The 17,567-nt window shown below is 32.7% G+C and carries 17 protein-coding genes; 5 read left to right on the top strand and 12 right to left on the bottom strand.

The window, feature by feature from the left end; translation table 11 throughout:
• Window position 1: 1 nt before the first annotated feature.
• The 5 genes from hpt to QY331_03775 form a co-directional block, all read right to left on the bottom strand.
• Complete coding sequence (gene hpt / locus QY331_03795) at window positions 2-562, bottom strand: hypoxanthine phosphoribosyltransferase (protein ID WKZ70379.1); 561 nt, start codon at window positions 560-562, stop codon at window positions 2-4.
• Window positions 544-1,911, bottom strand: coding sequence for a tRNA lysidine(34) synthetase TilS (tilS, locus tag QY331_03790; protein WKZ70378.1), 1,368 nt, complete (start codon window positions 1,909-1,911; stop codon window positions 544-546). The genes hpt and tilS overlap by 19 nt, the downstream gene beginning before the upstream one ends.
• Before the next feature lie 76 nt (window positions 1,912-1,987).
• Window positions 1,988-2,458, bottom strand: a complete 471-nt coding sequence (gene greA / locus QY331_03785) for a transcription elongation factor GreA (GenBank protein WKZ70377.1) — start codon at window positions 2,456-2,458, stop codon at window positions 1,988-1,990.
• A 99-nt stretch (window positions 2,459-2,557) separates the two neighbouring features.
• Window positions 2,558-5,692: an exodeoxyribonuclease V subunit gamma gene (locus QY331_03780; GenBank protein ID WKZ70376.1), complete on the bottom strand. Its 3,135-nt coding sequence runs from the start codon at window positions 5,690-5,692 to the stop codon at window positions 2,558-2,560.
• Window positions 5,689-6,189 carry a class IV adenylate cyclase gene (locus tag QY331_03775; GenBank protein ID WKZ70375.1) on the bottom strand — a complete coding sequence of 167 codons (501 nt, stop codon included), beginning with the start codon at window positions 6,187-6,189 and terminating at the stop codon, window positions 5,689-5,691. The genes QY331_03780 and QY331_03775 overlap by 4 nt, the downstream gene beginning before the upstream one ends.
• Before the next feature lie 97 nt (window positions 6,190-6,286).
• On the opposite strand from QY331_03775, the gene QY331_03770 reads away from it, so the two are divergent.
• Genes QY331_03770 through QY331_03760 form a run of 3 tightly spaced genes read left to right on the top strand, consistent with a single transcriptional unit; the run spans window position 6,287 to window position 8,117 of the window.
• Window positions 6,287-6,934: a hypothetical protein gene (locus QY331_03770; protein ID WKZ70374.1), complete on the top strand. Its 648-nt coding sequence runs from the start codon at window positions 6,287-6,289 to the stop codon at window positions 6,932-6,934.
• A complete protein-coding gene (locus QY331_03765) occupies window positions 6,931-7,659 on the top strand; it encodes a DUF2461 family protein (protein WKZ70373.1) in 729 nt (242 codons plus the stop codon). Before QY331_03770 ends, QY331_03765 begins: the two co-directional genes overlap by 4 nt.
• Window positions 7,656-8,117, top strand: coding sequence for a YdeI/OmpD-associated family protein (locus QY331_03760; GenBank protein ID WKZ70372.1), 462 nt, complete (start codon window positions 7,656-7,658; stop codon window positions 8,115-8,117). Before QY331_03765 ends, QY331_03760 begins: the two co-directional genes overlap by 4 nt.
• Before the next feature lie 25 nt (window positions 8,118-8,142).
• On the opposite strand, the gene QY331_03755 is transcribed toward QY331_03760, so the two are convergent.
• The 7 genes from QY331_03755 to sufB all read right to left on the bottom strand — a co-directional run bounded on the left by QY331_03755 (window position 8,143) and on the right by sufB (window position 14,543).
• Window positions 8,143-8,625, bottom strand: coding sequence for an Rrf2 family transcriptional regulator (locus QY331_03755; GenBank protein WKZ70371.1), 483 nt, complete (start codon window positions 8,623-8,625; stop codon window positions 8,143-8,145).
• Between the two features lies 1 nt (window position 8,626).
• Complete coding sequence (locus QY331_03750; protein WKZ70370.1) at window positions 8,627-9,169, bottom strand: BrxA/BrxB family bacilliredoxin; 543 nt, start codon at window positions 9,167-9,169, stop codon at window positions 8,627-8,629.
• A gap of 35 nt (window positions 9,170-9,204) precedes the next feature.
• Window positions 9,205-9,516, bottom strand: a complete 312-nt coding sequence (locus QY331_03745) for an SUF system Fe-S cluster assembly protein (GenBank protein ID WKZ70369.1) — start codon at window positions 9,514-9,516, stop codon at window positions 9,205-9,207.
• 9 nt (window positions 9,517-9,525) lie between these two features.
• Window positions 9,526-10,800 (bottom strand): cysteine desulfurase, encoded by a 1,275-nt coding sequence (locus QY331_03740; GenBank protein ID WKZ70368.1) that lies wholly within the window; start codon window positions 10,798-10,800, stop codon window positions 9,526-9,528.
• A gap of 5 nt (window positions 10,801-10,805) precedes the next feature.
• Complete coding sequence (sufD, locus tag QY331_03735; protein WKZ70367.1) at window positions 10,806-12,143, bottom strand: Fe-S cluster assembly protein SufD; 1,338 nt, start codon at window positions 12,141-12,143, stop codon at window positions 10,806-10,808.
• 15 nt (window positions 12,144-12,158) lie between these two features.
• A complete protein-coding gene (gene sufC / locus QY331_03730) occupies window positions 12,159-12,917 on the bottom strand; it encodes a Fe-S cluster assembly ATPase SufC (GenBank protein ID WKZ70366.1) in 759 nt (252 codons plus the stop codon).
• Between the two features lie 144 nt (window positions 12,918-13,061).
• Entirely contained in the window at window positions 13,062-14,543 is a 1,482-nt protein-coding gene (gene sufB, locus QY331_03725; GenBank protein ID WKZ70365.1) for a Fe-S cluster assembly protein SufB, read from the bottom strand.
• A 490-nt stretch (window positions 14,544-15,033) separates the two neighbouring features.
• Between sufB and QY331_03720 the strand changes: the two genes are divergently transcribed.
• Together QY331_03720 and QY331_03715 are read left to right on the top strand one after the other, a co-directional pair.
• Window positions 15,034-15,876, top strand: a complete 843-nt coding sequence (locus QY331_03720) for a universal stress protein (GenBank protein ID WKZ70364.1) — start codon at window positions 15,034-15,036, stop codon at window positions 15,874-15,876.
• 1 nt (window position 15,877) lies between these two features.
• A complete protein-coding gene (locus QY331_03715) occupies window positions 15,878-17,557 on the top strand; it encodes a cation:proton antiporter (protein ID WKZ70363.1) in 1,680 nt (559 codons plus the stop codon).
• Window positions 17,558-17,567 lie beyond the last annotated feature (10 nt).

Below are 17,567 nucleotides of genomic sequence, written 5' to 3'. Positions count from 1 at the left end.
TTTATTCACTTAACACAAAAATTGACTTTAAGTTCCGATATTTTTGGGCATAGTCCAATCCATACCCGATTACAAATTTGTTCGGAATTTCGAACCCAATATAATCAATTTTAACGTCATATTTGATGCTTTCCGGCTTTGAAAGAAGTGAAACAACTTTCATGCTTGCCGGGTTATGATCGCGGAAAATTTCCTCGATAAATTTGATTGACAATCCTGAATCAACAATATCTTCAACTATAATTAGATGTCTGTCAGTTACGTCAGCATTTAATTCTTTTAAAAGTTTAACTTTCCCCGAGGAAATTTTTTCATCGCCGTAACTAGATAGTTTGAAAAAATCTACTTCACAATTTATATCAATTCGTTTTAGAAGATCGGACATGAACATAAAAGATCCGTTCAGAACACCGATAAAAATCGGAAGTTTGGTTTTATACTCGGCTGAAATTTCAGATCCAAGCTCGTCAATTCGTTTTTGAATTTGAGCCTCGGTAAGAAATGGAACAAATTTTTCATTCCCAACTTGGATAATATCTTTTGTTAATTCATTTTCAGACATAGTTTAAACGCCCGTTTTGTGTTTGTAGTAATTTTAAATCTTTCGTCGATTCTCAACCCAACCAACCAAATAATTTGGTTCCTGTATGTAAGAACTAATTGATTTTTTTTATTAGACGAAGAAATTTTTTGATCTGTCAAAAAATCCGAAACTTTTTTAAAATTTTTCATTCCAAGAGGAATGAATTTGTCACCGTCTTTCCATTTTCGTATTGTAAAAGTTGGATGTTCCACATCTAAAGAAACATGTTCACAACCGCTTTGGTTCATTATAAAACGTGAGTTCTTCACATTGTAAATTGAGATTTCACAATCTTCTATTCGTAGTGATTGTCCAACTCTAATTTTGCTTTCGGTTGATTCAAACTTAGTTGATCTTTTTAAGAGCAACAATTCACGTTCTCTTAACGCAGAAAAGTTATTCTTGAATTTAACTTCCGAGCCAACTTGCGATTCGGCAAGTTTTCGAAGTTTTAAGATATCTTTTGAGGTAACTTCCGAATGAAGAAATATTACTAAACTTAATTTTAATACCTCATCAATAAAAAGTTCATCAACCTCAGTGAATAAATTGAGTTTTATAAAAACTTTATTTTCTTGCTGATCAACATATTTCTTAAAATATGATTGTGTTTGAGTTGAGATAATTTTGGCAATTAGTCTCATATTTAGCGATGTACGGAATATTGCTTCTGAAAATCCCGGGTTTAACTCAGATTCAATGATCGGAACAATTTTATTTCTTATAATATTTCTTTGATAATTATTTTCTTCATTAGATTTATCTTTTCTGTATTTGAGTTTTGACTTTCTTAGATAATCCACAATCTCTTTTTTTGAAATACTTAAAACCGGGCGTATTATTTTATTACGTTGAATCGGGATCCCAGCAATCCCCTTGATACCCGTACCTTTAAAGAGATTGAGCAAAATAGTTTCAGTATTATCATTTAAGTTGTGTGCCGTGACAATTTTATCCGCATGAATTTTTGCCGCAGTGTATTCAAAAAATTTATAACGTTCAATTCTTGCAAGTTCCTCAATAGATTTTTTACTGGTTGATTTTAGTTTTTTAATATCTGAATGAGTAGTTACAAACTCCACATTTAACTTCATGCACAAATTCTTACAAAACTCTTCATCTTTCTCGGAATCATTTCCTCGTAATTTATGATTCAGATGTGCTGCTGAGATTTCGATTTTATATTTTCTTTGAAACTTTTTAAGAAAATGAATTAAAAAAACCGAATCAGATCCACCACTTAAACCAACTAAAAGTTTATCTCCCTCACTTATTAGCTTATGAGTATCGATGAAATTAATTACTTTTTGTTCGATTGTTTTATTCATTGCCCTTCATAACGAATAAAAGGGGAAACGTATAATTCGTACTCCCCTTTTCAAAAAAAGAAAAAACTAGTTAAATCTAATCAATCGATAAAATTTGGAATTTGATTTCGCCGGCAGGAACATTTGCAGTAACAGTATCGCCAACTTTTGAACCCATAAGAGCTTGACCAACTGGAGAAGTATAAGCAATTTTCTGCTGTTGTAAATCTGCTTCTTCGGCAGAAACAAGAGTATAAGTAAACTCCTTATTCACTTTTAAATTTTTCACTTTAACTTTTGCCAGGATGTGAACTTTATCCTTAGGCATAGAACTAGTATCTATAATTTGTGCTTTACTAAGAAGTTCCTCCAGTTTACTGATCTTAAGTTCCAACAAACCTTGTTCTTCTTTTGCCGCATCATATTCGGCATTTTCTGACAAATCACCATGTGATCTTGCTTCGGCAATTCTTTCAGCCATTCCTTTACGACCGTTCGTTTTTAATTCGTTAAGTTCCAGTTCTATTTGTCTTAACCGCTCTTTACTCAAGTAAATGAAATTGGCCACGTTACTCACCTTTTACGTTTAACAAAAAAAATTGCCACTGCTTTTGCAGTGGCGATTCAAAAATAAGAAATTAAGTTTATCCTTTCAATAATTCTTGTGTTATAAATCGGTTTCTTCAACCCTGCATATCTTTCCGAAATTGCAAAAATTGCAGACTTTCCTTTCCCGGTCTGGTAATGAAGTCAATGGAAACTCGCCTTTAACAATACTTTCAATATACAATTCGATTTTAGTAATTGTCTCATTCATTAAATTTTCTATCTCTCTATCTCTGTTCTCACTTTTTGTTGGGATAATAGAAATTTTATGCCTTTTCAGTTCATTTTCATTGAATTTAAGTGAATAAAGATAGACTTCCGAGGGCGAAAATTGGATTTCTTTTCGCTCAAATAACTGTTTTGCGGCAAACATATATAGTGGCAGTTGAAGAGAAATTCCATCAGAAATATCAGACTTTGTTGGTTTACTATTCAAACTGAGTTTATAATCAACTATATCAAATGTTGAGTCGGATTCATTTACATCGATCCGGTCTATCTTTCCCTTAAATTTTACATTACCTCCGATTATTGATTGAGATGAGGATAAAGTGGGATCCTTTATTCTTGATTCGATTGAACCGAAAGCGACTTCAAAATATGATGGGATTGAATTGTCACTATTTTCCCTTTCGTTTTTGAGAAATTGATATAGAATAGAATCTTTCTGATTCCCATCAATACCAAGAATTTTTTCTCTCTCATAAAATGAAATTTCCGATGTAAACAGTGGTGAATCCAAATTTCTTTCACCTATAGAAAAAATAATTTTTTGAGCTTTTTGAAATTCACTCTCCGTACAATTTTTTAAAGAAATTTTCTGATTACGTAACTCTGAATAGAATTCATAAAGTATTTTATGAAGGATACTTCCTAATTCGATCGGTTCAACTTCTTCGGTCGGTTCACCTATGTCCGAAAGTTTAAGAACATATTGCAGAAAATATTTAAATGGACATTTTGCATAGGTTTCAAGTTGTGAAATAGAATATTCTCGATCTTTAAATTCGTCCAAGGCTAAGGTAATGATACTATCATTATTGAGCGAAACAAATCCATTTATTGAATTTTCAATATGCGGTGTTGAGGTTCTAACTTTTTGTGCCGCAATTTTTTTATTCAAATCATTGAGATCAATTAAATCAGTTGCCGCATCTTCATTAATTGTCGAATTAACGCCGATTAAACTTCCATAATTAATTTGTACTTCTTCTAATGTAAATGCGGAATCTTTAAAATTCTCATGAGTAATTTCTTCTGCTTCAAAAAGTTTAACAAAATCCTTTAAAAAAATTGAATGGATAAGTTCGCGGTCTCCATTAAAAGAAGAAGTTGATAAATATAAACTTTTTCGCCAAGTACAAAGCGATTGATAGAAATGAAAACGTTCCTCGGTTTGATGTGTAATTTCCTTTTTTGCAAATGAACCAGAGAAAAATATTTCTGGATTATATCTTGTCGGGAAAATTCCGTCATTCAATCCGGCAATAAATAAATAGTCAGAAGTTAATCCACGAATTTCGTTAACCGAAGTCACTAAAACTCCAAAATCAGATCTTCCTTTAATATTGAATCGCGCCCAACTGCATGCCGTTTTTATTTGATCAAGATAAAAGGTGGGAGAATATTTTTCATCATCTTTACTCTGTTTTTCAATTAGGTGTAAAAGTTCTTCAATGGTTTCGATGAAAGTTATAAGAGCTGCGATATCTTCTTCACGATAATTTTCATCACCTTTTAAAACTGTAATAGTAATTTGAGATTCGGTTAGAAATTTTATTAATAAATTATAGAACTCAATAGGTGTCAATTTTTTATTGAATGGTTGAATAAGCTCGTGAATTTTAGCAATATCTTGTAACGCCTTTTCTAATCTTCCGGCTGATATTTTTTCGTCGTCGTTGGATTGGTTATGTAATTCATTTTCAATTGTGTTTATCCAATTTCTGTAACCAGAAATAATTTTTAATTTTGAAGCGACATAATTTAGGTTAACCACATCAATTTCATAATGCTTTAAAAATCTACCACTGAATGCTCTAAAAATATTTTTATAATAAAAATCATTCTCGCCTATCTCCAAAACATTTATAAATGAAGTAACAGGAATGGATTGATCTAACGATGTTCTGTCCGTTAAATTAAATGGGATACCATACTTTTCAAAAATATCTTTAACTATTGGAGAGTACTCCGATATCAAATTAAAGACTACAGCTATGTTATGCGGAGCGACATTATCATCAACGATCAGTGTTTTTATTTGTTTTGCTATTAACTCAATTTCTTCTTCTGTATTTCTTCCGCTTATTATTTTTATTCTGTTTTTATATTTTGAAATTTTTCGCTTCTCGATTTGCAAAAATAGTTTTTCTCTAACTGCTTGAGTGAACTCAGTAAACTCATATAATGATTTATCTTCAACTCCATGAAAATCAAATGATTCCAAAAGTTTACTTGTATCCTCTAAGTGACTAAATATTAGTGGATTGTATTGATTATAGTCAAAGTCTATATAAAGTTTATTATTCACAAATTCCGAAATTGAACTGATAATTTTTACTTCAGGAACCGTGAATTGATCAAATCCCAACAACGCGACTAATTCAACTTGATTAAAAAGTTTACTGAATATCGCATTGAACTTTTCTTTGTCAACATTGATTAGATATTCGTAAACATCACCAATTTCGTAAGCATTAACTTCTTCGGTAAGGCTTTTAAATTTTTTATATATAGCCGAAATATCTTGTGCTTTTAATTTCTCCGAACCTTCAAGAGTTATACTTTCATTAAAGAGCTTCTCGGGTGTTATGTTATGTTTTTTATATTCCGAAATCACATTTTTGATTCTATCGAGTGTACCGTTTGGAATTCCGGACTTATAATTAATAAAATAATTGAGTTTAGTGCTTTCCGCACTTTGTTTAATAAATACAGAGGCAGCGGCTTCACTCAATTGTTCAAACGGTTTAACCTCTTGAAGCAATTTTGTAGCAAGTGTACTTATCGTTTCGATATTTATTTTGGTTACTGATTTGTTCGGTGATCTATTTATTATATCTTTTTTGACTGATCGAAGTTTTCTATTTGTGGGAACAACGATCAATAATTTATTAACCAATCCTTGAGTAATTCGGTTATCAATTTCTCCCATCAGATCGATTGATTTTATTTTATCTTTTGTAAGAATCATTTGTTAAGCAATAAATTTCGGTAAGAAGATTTTATTTGATCCGATGAATCCAATTCCAGAAGTTTCACAACTTCAGCGAATTCTTTTTTACCGGCTTCAACTCCTTCATTTACAACCGTTTCAAGTTCTATGAAATTACCGAGTTTTTCAACTTCATCTAAATGAATTCGAGTGTTTTTATGAATATATAAATTTCTCTTTTTCACAACCTCCGTTTCAATTTCAAAAAGATTGCTGAAAAATTTTTCTGCTTCGACCGGGTTCACATTTAGGATTTCATAATAACTTATTCGGTTGGAAGTATTTTCATTCCGTACATAATAAATTAATTCTCCCTTACCATCAAAAATTCGAAGTTTAAGTAAACCAGAATTACATTTGTAGTAAATATCTCTTTGTGGGATCATTTTTTGAAATGTGATGTTGTTTTCTTTAATTAATAGAAGAATCGAACTAAAATTTTCTACTTTTAGTTTTAATTCTATATTTTGTGCCATAGTTTAGCCTACCCTAAAAATATATATGAAACATTGCATTGATTTTTGAAATATAATATCTAATTTTAGCATAAAACAAAGAGAAAAGGAATTAAGAATGAAGAGAATTAAAATTATTCTCATTTTGCTAATATTTTTAAGTACTCTTGCATACAGTCAAGAAATAGGGAAACTTGCTCCGGAAAAACCGCCCGAAGAATTTCCGCCAAACTCGTGGGGCGTCGATTTGATGTTCGGTGAAGGTGGATTTGGGATAGGTACTTTTTTTAGAAAAGAGTTTAATACGGAAATGACCGGGTTTATTGATCTTTCTTTTTCCGAATCGAAAGACGAGAGAGAATTTCAATATATAGATTATTGGGGTAATACTTTTACTGTAGGAAAAATTAATAGGGTATTTCTTATTCCCGTTAATATTGGATTGCAATACAGATTGTTTTCTACTGAATTGACTTCAAACCTAAGACCATATGTAAATTTTGGTGTTGGTCCTACATTAATTTTATCTACACCTTATGAACAAGAATTTTTCAGCGCATTTGGTGATGCCGAAACAAAATTTGCTGTCGGCGGTTATGTAGGGTTCGGTGCTAATTTTGGATCGAGTAAATCAAATTTAATTGGAATTAATCTAAGATATTATTACATGCACCTATTCGACGAGGGAGTTGAAAACTTACGAGATCGATTTAGAAAAGATATCGCTCATTTTTATTTAACAATAAATATTGGAATAATGTATTGAGCAAAGACCAGCCGATTTTTAAGGGATTTGGCGATGAGATTTTTAATTTTCTGAGAGACCTTGAAAAGAATAATAACTTAGAATGGTTTCATAAAAACAAAGATCGATACCAAAATGTTTTGGTTAAACCGGCAAGATTATTTGTTACAGAAATGGCCCAGTTATTTAATAGATTGAATCCAGCGATCCGAACAGAACCAAAATTCAATCAAACATTAATGCGCCTTAACAAAGATATGCGGTTTGCAAAAGGTGCTCCCTATAAAAATTACTTCTTAATTCATTTCGGTAGATTTAAGTTGGATAGTGAATACTTTCTTTATTTTGATCCCAACGGAACTGATCTTGGTATTTTTTTGAATAAATCAAATGATGAAAATCTTTATTTCAGTCAGAATTTTAATAAGTATAAAAATGAAATCCGTGAAATATTTAAAGAATATAGACTAAATAACAAGCTATCACTTCATCATATGGATTCCAAAGAGCCGACCGAAGTGTTAAAAAGTTTTAATGCAGAAAAACATTTATCGTTACTTACGGATTATAAATACATCCTACTTCAGCTAAATAAATTTGACAAGAACCAAGTCGCGACAGATAATCTCCTTCCTCTTTGTGTAAAAGTTTTTTCAAATTTATATCCCTTACTTTGTTTTGCATACTTCCCGGATCCGTTAAAAGAGATTGAAAAATTTAAAGAATCTTTTGGGATTATTAAATGAAGACCTACAAGTTTACTGCGAAGCTTATTAAAACAAAACGCGGTGGTTACGGAGTTGAATTTCCCTACGATGCTAGAACTGAATTTGGAACCGGCGGTATGGTAAAAGCGAAAGCTAAAATTGGAGGAATTAATTATCGCGGATCACTAACTCCGATGGGTGGAAGTAATCACATGTTGATTGTGTTAAAAGATATAAGAGCTAAACTTGGTTTAAAAGAAAACGATGAAATTAAAATTGAGATTAAACAAGATACCGAAGAGAGAGTTGTAATCATTCCCAATGATCTTCAAGAGATTTTAAAGGAGAATAAAAAAGCAAAAGAAGTTTTTGATAGAATGTCTTACACACACCGAAAAGAATACTCAAACTGGATAAATGAAGCAAAGAAACCAGAAACACGCGAAAAAAGACTGATTAAAACTTTGGAGATGTTATTAGCAAATAAGCATTTGTAGAGACGTTTTACAACGCCTCTACATTTTAGTTGCTATTTTCAAACCCGTTTACAAATTCAAGATTTTCGTTAAACCTTTCAAATGTTTCATTTTCGGAACCGACCAAATCTTTAAGCGTCATGTCTTTTACAACAGTGTCAACCGCATCTTGAATAACTTTCCATAATGATCGAACCGAACAATCAATTGTATGTGTACAAATATCTTTTGAACCGGAGTGCGAATCACAAAATGATGAATCGAATAATCTTCCACCGAGAACATTCATCACTTCATTGATTTTAATGTCTTCGGGTTCTCTAGTTAAAGAGTATCCACCGGTCTGACCGCGTTCGCTTTCCAGAAATCCACCCAAACGTAATTGCCTTAAAATCTTAGCTGTATTATGCTGTGATAATCCTTCAGCTTTGCTAATTTCAGGAATCGTAAGTGTTTTTCCGATTTCATGAAACTTAGCAATTCTAATTAAGCAGCGAATACCATATTCTTCTGTTGAACTAAATTTCATTTTAATTTGTGTCTGGGTTTAATGGAATTGTTGAACCGCATGCTCTTGCATGAACTAATTTACCATAAGCTTCTTCGGAAATAGCCGGACCTTGCTTTGAACAATGTTTATCATAAACATCCATTAATGCTTCGGCAACTTCTTGGGGAGTTCTTCCTTCAATATGATGGCGTGGTAAAACAGCAAGTGGTTCACCGTTTTTAAACATCGCAACAAATGGAGAAGAAGGCGGAATATCTTTCAAATATTTTTCCCTTACATACTCAGTTGAGTCTCTATCTTGTCCGGCAAATACGGTTACCAATCGATCCGGAATTTTATCGTGCATAACAGAATGAGTAACACCCGGTCTTGCACTTCCGGCAGCACAACCACAAACCGAATTTATCATTAACAAAGTAATTTTATCATCCTTTTGCGAAAGAACTTCTTCAACTTTATCAGGAGTTTGTAATTCTTGAAATCCTACATATATAAGTTCATCACGCATAGGTTGAACTGCTTCGGGATCATACATAGGTGGTTTTAGATTTATATTATGCATAACTGAATCCTTTACTTTTGTGCTACATTAATTAATTATAAAAATCCAAGTTCAAGTTTGGCTTCTTCCGACATCATATCTTTATCCCATGGCGGATCCCAAACAAGATCGACGTAAACATCGTTTACATCTTTGAGTGCTTTAACTCTATCTTTAACTTCTCCGGGAAGACTTCCGGCAACCGGGCATCCCGGTGAAGTAAGAGTCATCTTTAAATAAACATTTGATTCTTCATCAATCTTTATTTCATAGATTAATCCAAGTTCATATATATCAACCGGAATTTCCGGATCAAACACGGTTTTAAGTTGATGAATTATATCTTGTTCTAATTTTCCAATATCCATTTTGTTCACTTATTGTTTAAACATCTTAATTACTTTTCGCAATCCTTCGGCTAATTTATCAATCTCTTCTTTTGTATTATAAAATGAAAATGATGCTCTTGCGGTCGCGGGTAAATTATATCTTTGCATTATCGGTTGTGTACAGTGATGTCCCGTTCTGATGGCAATACCATGTGTATCGACAATTGTACCGATATCGTACGGATGAATTCCTTCAATAATAAACGAGATTACCGATGCTTTATTTTTTGCAGTACCGATAATTTTAATCCCATCAACTTCTTTCAACTTTTCCGTTCCATAAAGAAGTAATTCATTTTCATAATCAGCTAAGTCTTCAAAATTAAATTCGTTCAGATAATCAATTGCAGCACCGAATCCAATTCCGCCTGAAATGTTAGGAGTACCGGCTTCAAACTTATTTGGTATATCTTCGAAAGTTGTTTTTTCGAATGTTACTTCTCTAATCATATCACCACCACCTTGATATGGCGGCATCATATTTAAATATTCCGTTTTACCATAAAGCACACCTATTCCCGTTGGTCCGTAAGCTTTATGTCCCGACATAACAAAGAAATCACAGTCTAAGTCTTGAACATCAATATTAAGATGCGGTGCGGCTTGTGCTCCATCAATCAATACGGGAATATTATTTGTGTGAGCTTTAGATATTATTTCTTTTATAGGATTTATCGAGCCCAATGAATTTGAAACATAAACAACCGAAATCATTTTTGTTTTTTCGGTCATGAGTTCATCAAGTTTATCAAGTTCTAATTCACCTGCATCATTAATCGGGATTACTTTTATTTTCATCTGTTTTTGATTACAGATTAATTGCCAAGGAACAATATTTGCGTGATGTTCCATTTGTGTTAAAATGATTTCATCACCTTCCTTAAAATGACCGGCTCTGCATAATGAAGTAGCTACTAAGTTTATTCCTTCAGTTGTGCCTTTTGTAAAAATTACTTCCGACGCACTCATTGCATTGAGGAATTCTTTTACTTTAAGTCGAGCAGTTTCATATGCTTCGGTAGCGACTTCACTTAGAAAATATAATCCTCTATGAATGTTGGCATTATCACTTTCGTAATAATTAACCAGATTTTGAATTACCGACTTTGGTTTTTGAGTTGTTGCGGCATTATCGAGATAGACTAAAGGTCTTCCGTTTACCAATCTTTGTAAAATCGGAAAATCTTTTCGAACATCGTAAACATCAAAGATTCGTTTTTTACTTTTAGTGCTTGCCGTAATTATGTCTATCTCATCTTTCATTAAAATTATATCTCTATTCTGTTTAAGGTTTCGAACAATTTATGATTGAGTTGATCTCTAAGTTGTTCAATGTTCACCGCTTCAATTACATCAGCAGCAAACGCGTGAATCAACATTGATTGAGCGATTTTATCCTCAACACCTCTTGAACGAATGTAAAAATATGCTTCTTCATCAAGTTTACCAATCGTTGCCCCGTGAGAGCATTTAACATCATTAGCAAAAATTTCAAGTTGCGGTTTAGTATCAATTGTTGCTTTATCAGATAGCAAAACAGTCTTATTAGATTGATAAGCATTTGTTTTTTGTGCATCGGGTCTTACTAATATTTGCCCGTTGAATACACCTCGAGATTCATCATCCAAAATTCCTTTGTAAACTTCATTGCTCATACAATTTGGTTTTGCATGATCAACAAAGGTATGGTGATCAAGATGCTGTTTATCTTTACCCAGATAAATTCCGTAGAAATGACATTCTATATTTTCATTATCGAGAACGGAGTTTATATCTGTTCTTGATAACGAAGCACCGAATGCAAAGGAGTAATGATTAAATATACTTCCCTTATCTTGATAAATATCTGTTTTATCTATATGAAAAGCATTCTTCTTTTCACTTTGGATTTTTATATAATCTAAGTTTGCATTTACATCAACGTGAATTTCCGAAAGTGTATTTGTAAAGTATGAGTTATTATTAACGCCTACATAATTCACAATAATTTTTCCCGACGAACCGGATTCCGCAATTACTAAATTTCTTGGGATGGAAAGAATTTTTTCATTTTCATTCCCATTTACAAAGAATACTTGAAGCGGTCTTTCAAGCATTTTTCCTTCGGGAAGATAAACGAATAATCCGTCGGTTGAATATGTTTGGTTCATTGCCGTGAAGGCGTGTTCAACTTTAGAATATTTTCCGATATACTTTTTTACAATCTCCGTGTTCTCTGTTATGGCTTTTGCAAGTGATCCGATAACAGCGCCTTTGGGCAATTCACCAATTATTGAAAATTGCGGACTAAATTTTCCATTTATGAATACAATTCGATCATAGTCAAAATCAGTGAAAGAATTTTTATAAATAAATTCTTCATCGATTTTTGTGGCTTCAACTTTTTCCGGAAGTACAAAATTTTCCTTCATTAAAGGTGCAATATTTGTGTATTTCCATTCTTCATCTTTAATTGTCGGGAAGTGTAAATCTTTTAACTTGGTTAACGCATCTTTTCTAATATCATGCAAAAAAGTTTTGGATTGACCGTTTAGTTTGCTTTCAAAATCTTGAAAATTGGAAATGTACCAATCTCTTATTGCATCGTATTTATTCAATTCTGACATTCTAGTTTCCCTCTCTTATGCTGTTTCCAATTCTGGGTTTACAATCCAATCATAACCTTTTTCTTCTAACTCTAAAGCGAGTTCTTTTCCACCAGATTTAATTATTTTTCCGTTTGACAAAACGTGAACAAAATCCGGGACAATATAATTAAGAAGTCTTTGATAATGAGTAACGAGAAGAACAGCGTTATCCTTACCTCTAAAATGATTCACTCCTTGTGATACAACTTTTAACGCGTCAATATCTAAACCTGAATCAGTTTCATCAAGCAAAGCTAATTTTGGATTAAGCATTAACATTTGGAAGATTTCATTTTTCTTTTTTTCACCGCCGGAAAAACCGGCATTTACGGAACGACTAATCAAATCATCAGGCATACTCAAAATTTTTGCAAACTCTCTTGTTCTCTGCATAAATTCTTTAGCTGTAATTTCTTCTTTATCATGAGCTTTTCTAATTTCATTAATTGCGGTTTTTAAAAATGTTGCATTACTTATTCCCGGAATTTCAATCGGGTATTGGAATGCTAAAAATACACCGGCTCTTGCTCTCTCTTCAGGCGCCATATCTAAAAGTTCTTCACCTTCAAAAATTATTTCACCTTTTGTTACTTCATAACCTTCGTTACCGGCAATTACATTGGCTAACGTAGATTTTCCGGACCCATTAGGACCCATAATTGCGTGGACTTCCCCCGCTTTAACTTCCAAATCAATGCCGCGAAGAATTTCTTTTCCTTCAACGGTTGCATGTAAGTTTTTGATCTTAATCATTATTTATTTTTCCTTTTTATATTTTCTTTTAAAAATCTTTGCAAATATTTTAGAGTAAGATTAAGATTACGATCAAGAATACTGCTCTCATTTCCCCATCTTAATCATAATCTTAATTCTTAATCTTACTCCCCAAACAAATTATTAACCGACACTACCTTCAAGTGAAATTGCGAGAAGTTTTTGTGCTTCGACTGCAAATTCCATCGGTAATTCATTAAACACTTCTTTACAGAAACCATTTACAATCAAGTTGATGGCATCCTCTTCATCTATTCCTCTTTGGTTCAAGTAAAATATTTGATCTTCACCAACTTTTGATGTTGTTGCTTCGTGTTCAACTTGTGCGGTTTTATTATCTATTTCTATGTAAGGGAAGGTGTGTGCTCCACATTTATCTCCCATCAACATAGAATCGCATTGAGAAAAGTTTCTTGCGTTCTCGGCATTCTTACTAACCTTTACTAATCCCCTATAAGTATTATTGCTTCTTCCGGCAGAAATACCTTTTGAAATGATAGTGCTTTTTGTATTCTTCCCGAGATGAATCATCTTTGTTCCGGTATCGGCTTGCTGATAATTATTAGTTACAGCAATTGAATAAAACTCACCTACCGAATTGTCACCTTGTAAAATACAGCTTGGATATTTCCATGTAATTGCAGAACCGGTTTCAACTTGTGTCCAGCTTATTTTGGAATTTTTTCCTCTACACGCTCCTCTTTTAGTAACGAAGTTATAGATACCGCCTTTACCATCTTTACTTCCCGGATACCAATTCTGAACCGTAGAATATTTTATTTCAGCATCATCAAGTGCTATAAGCTCAACAACGGCGGCATGCAATTGATTTTCATCTCTCATAGGCGCTGTACATCCTTCGAGATAGCTTACGTAAGCTCCTTCGTCGGCAATGATTAACGTTCTTTCAAACTGTCCGGTTTCTTGAGCATTAATTCTAAAATAGGTTGAAAGTTCCATCGGGCAGCGAACACCTTTAGGAATGTAAACAAACGAACCATCGGTAAATACTGCGGAGTTAAGAGCAGCATAATAATTATCACCTTGCGGAACAACAGAACCTAAATACTTTTTTATTAATTCTGGGTGTTCTCTTATCGCTTCAGATATCGAACAAAAAATTACTCCTTTTTCAGCGAGGGCTTCTCTAAAAGTTGTCGCAACCGAAACGGAATCAAATACAGCATCAACAGCAACACCGGCTAATCTTTTCTGCTCGTCTAGCGGAATACCCAACTTTTCAAAAGTTTCGAGTAATTCAGGATCAGCTTCATCAAGGCTATCTAAAGTGGGTTTTTTCTTCGGGGCTGAGTAATAACTAATATTCTGCAAATCAACCGGTGGATATTTAGCATTCAACCAATGCGGTTCTTTCATCTTCAAGAAATTTCGATAAGCTTTTAATCTCCACTCTAGCATCCATTCAGGTTCTTCTTTTTTTGCAGAGATAAATTTAATCGCATCTTCATTTAATCCTTTTGGAGCCGTATCGGATTCAATATTGGTTATCCATCCCCATTTATATTCGGATTTTGTAAGATCTTCAATCGCTTTGGCCTGTTCCTCGCTCCCAAAGTCCTCTATTCTTACTTTCGTATCAGACATTAATTCTCCTTTTATTTCAATTTTCTTCTTGTAAAACTATTCAATCTGGAAAAAAAAGTCAAGATTATAAGCCCTTATTTTCCCAAAATTTAGAAGAAAAACTGGATTTGAGGAGAATTAGTTCCTAATCTTGATTTTCTTGGCAAAAAAAAGAAGAGAAATAAATATTTATTAAAATCTATAAATAAAGAATCAAATTTGAATATTGTAGTAAAAATTCAGATTATAAAATCAAATGACTGGTTTTTTGAATAATGTGAAAATCATATCCCCTTTATTCACTCTTTCGTAATAGCGAAATAAAAGTTTTGTAAAATTCAAAAAAAAATCAGAGCAAAAAAAGATCCATTAAACTTTTACGTCAAACTATTATTAGACATAATATCGATCTAACTACTTATTTTTATTCACTATCCCTATTTAATTTTTTCTTTCAAAAATGTCTTATATATTTATGGTACACATCTCTAATAAATGGAAAATTAGAATCATGTTTAAAAAACTTGGATTAGCGATAACATTCTCACCTACCGGGAAAGCATTATTAGCGGAGACTAGACGACTCAAATTATTATTTAATTCAGAGCTGTATTTGATCCATGTGGGGGAAAGAAATTCGGAAACGGAAGAACGACTTAGAAAACTAGTTCTAGAAAGTAACCTTAAACCGGAAGAAATTAATTTTATTTGGGGTTCGGGAAATCCGGCTGATGTAATCATAGACTCGATTAAAAAAAATAGCATTGACTTACTAATTGCCGGAGCATTGGAAAAGGAAAAAACTATTAAATATTACTTCGGATCTGTTGCCAGAAAGTTAATGCGAAAAGTCCCATGCTCATTATTGATTTTGACTTCTGCAATGAACTCTGATAAAGAATTTAAAAAATTAGGCGTGTTGGTCGATTTTAGTCCCGAAAATGAAAATACAATCCAAAAAGCAAATCAGTTTGCAATGATGGAAAAATCCGATCAATTGATTTTAATTAGAGAAATTGATACGACAGGGATCTCGGCTTCAGCAGTTACCGGAAACAGTGCAAATGAAATGGATAATTATATAGAGAAAATAATTAATGAAGAATCGATCAAATTAAGCATTCTAGTCAATGAACTTAATCTTAGGGGCGTCGATATTAGTAAAATTTGTTTACCCGGAAAAGAAGGATGGGCAGTTAGACAGTTTTTAAGAAAGGAAGGTATCGATCTTTTTATTGTTAGCGCACCAGCAAGAAGATTGGGTTTTTTTGATAGAGTTTTTCAACATGATTTGGAATATATCTTTGTGGACATTCCCTGTGATTTATTAATTATAAAGAATTCATCCAAATAAAATGAAATTAACAGCAAACGAAATAACATTCTTTCTTATTGGTATTGCGGTAATGCTTTTGTTTGCAAGAGTTTTCGGAGAGATTGTTCGCAAGCTAAATCAACCATTTGTTATAGGTGAGATAATTGCCGGAATAATTTTGGGGCCTACTCTCCTAGGAACACTCTTCCCTGAATTTTTTAATTCTCTTTTTGTTGCATCAGAAAATGTTCAAATAGCTCAAGACGGATTGATCCAGATATCAGTAATACTTTTACTTTTGGTTTCAGGACTTGAAATTGATCTAGCACTAGTTTTAAAACAAGGGCCAGCTGCTGTAAAAACTAGTTTAGCAAGTATAATAATTCCTTTTGCAGTTGGTTTCGGTTTTGCATTTCTTGCACCTCAATTCCTAGGTATTGAAGATAGTAGTTCAGTTCTAGTGTTTGCTCTGTTTATTGGTACAGCTCTTTCAATAACTGCATTACCTGTTGTTGTAAAAACATTGATGGATTTAAATATTTTTAGATCCAAAATCGGTTCGATTATAATATCATCCGCAATGGTAAACGATTTAATTGGCTGGATCATATTTTCAATTATTCTGAGTATGATTGGTACAGATGGGCATGGTCTCGGTTTAGGAAATGTAATAATTATCACTTTTGTTTTCATTATTTTCTTCTTAACAATTGGAAAGAAAATTTTTGATATAATACTTCCGAAATTAAAAAAACATACCATAGTTCCCGGTGGAATTATAAATCTAGTTTTGATTACCGGATTTTTAGGTTCAGCATTCACGGAATATATCGGAATTCATGCAATCTTTGGTGCTTTTATAATTGGAATAGCAATCGGTGACTCAGCACATCTCGACGAAAAAACACGAAATATTATTCATGAATTTGTTACGAATATTTTTGCTCCTTTATTTTTTGTCTCAATCGGATTGCGGGTGAACTTTTTGGCAAATTTCGATCTCTTACTTGTACTTATTTTTCTAATACTTGCTTTTGTAGGTAAGGTTGTTGGCGGTTATTTAGGATCAAAAATTAGTGGATTTTCTAGAAATGATTCAATGATTATCGGTTTTGGTATGAACTCAAGAGGAGCAATGGAAATTGTCCTCGGTACACTAGCATTGCAATTTGGTTTGATTCAAGAAAAAGTTTTTGTTGCTCTGGTTATAATGGCGTTGTTTACTTCTATTTCAAGTGCACCGTTAATGAATATCTTTTTAAGAAAGAGTGTTCATTTTATCTCCTTCAAAAAGTTAATCAGAAAAGATTTAATTTATTTTACAAAATCTAAAAGTAAGACTGAAGTTATAAAAGAATTATCAGAAAAAATTGCGGCTATACAAACATTGGATTCTGAACTAATATTCAGTGAAATCTTAAAACGAGAAGTAACTCAACCAACAGGAATCGCTAACGGTCTTGCTATACCACATACAAAGCTCAATATTAAAAATTCAGTTGTTGCAATCGCAATCTCGAAGAACGGGATTGATTTTTCATCCTTTGACAACAAACCGGCGAATATTATAGTGATGCTGTTAACCCCCAGAACCGAAAATGAAATTCAACTAAAACTACTTGCCGAAATTGCTTCTCTATTCGAGACTGATGAACTTACTAATGAGCTTTGCTTATCTGAAAGCGTTGATGATGCAGTCATGATTATTGGGACTGACTAAACCAACTGTT

Source organism: Melioribacteraceae bacterium (assembly GCA_030584085.1).
Taxonomy (GTDB): domain Bacteria; phylum Bacteroidota; class Ignavibacteria; order Ignavibacteriales; family Melioribacteraceae; genus SURF-28.
This window is presented reverse-complemented; position numbering and strand designations above follow the sequence as displayed.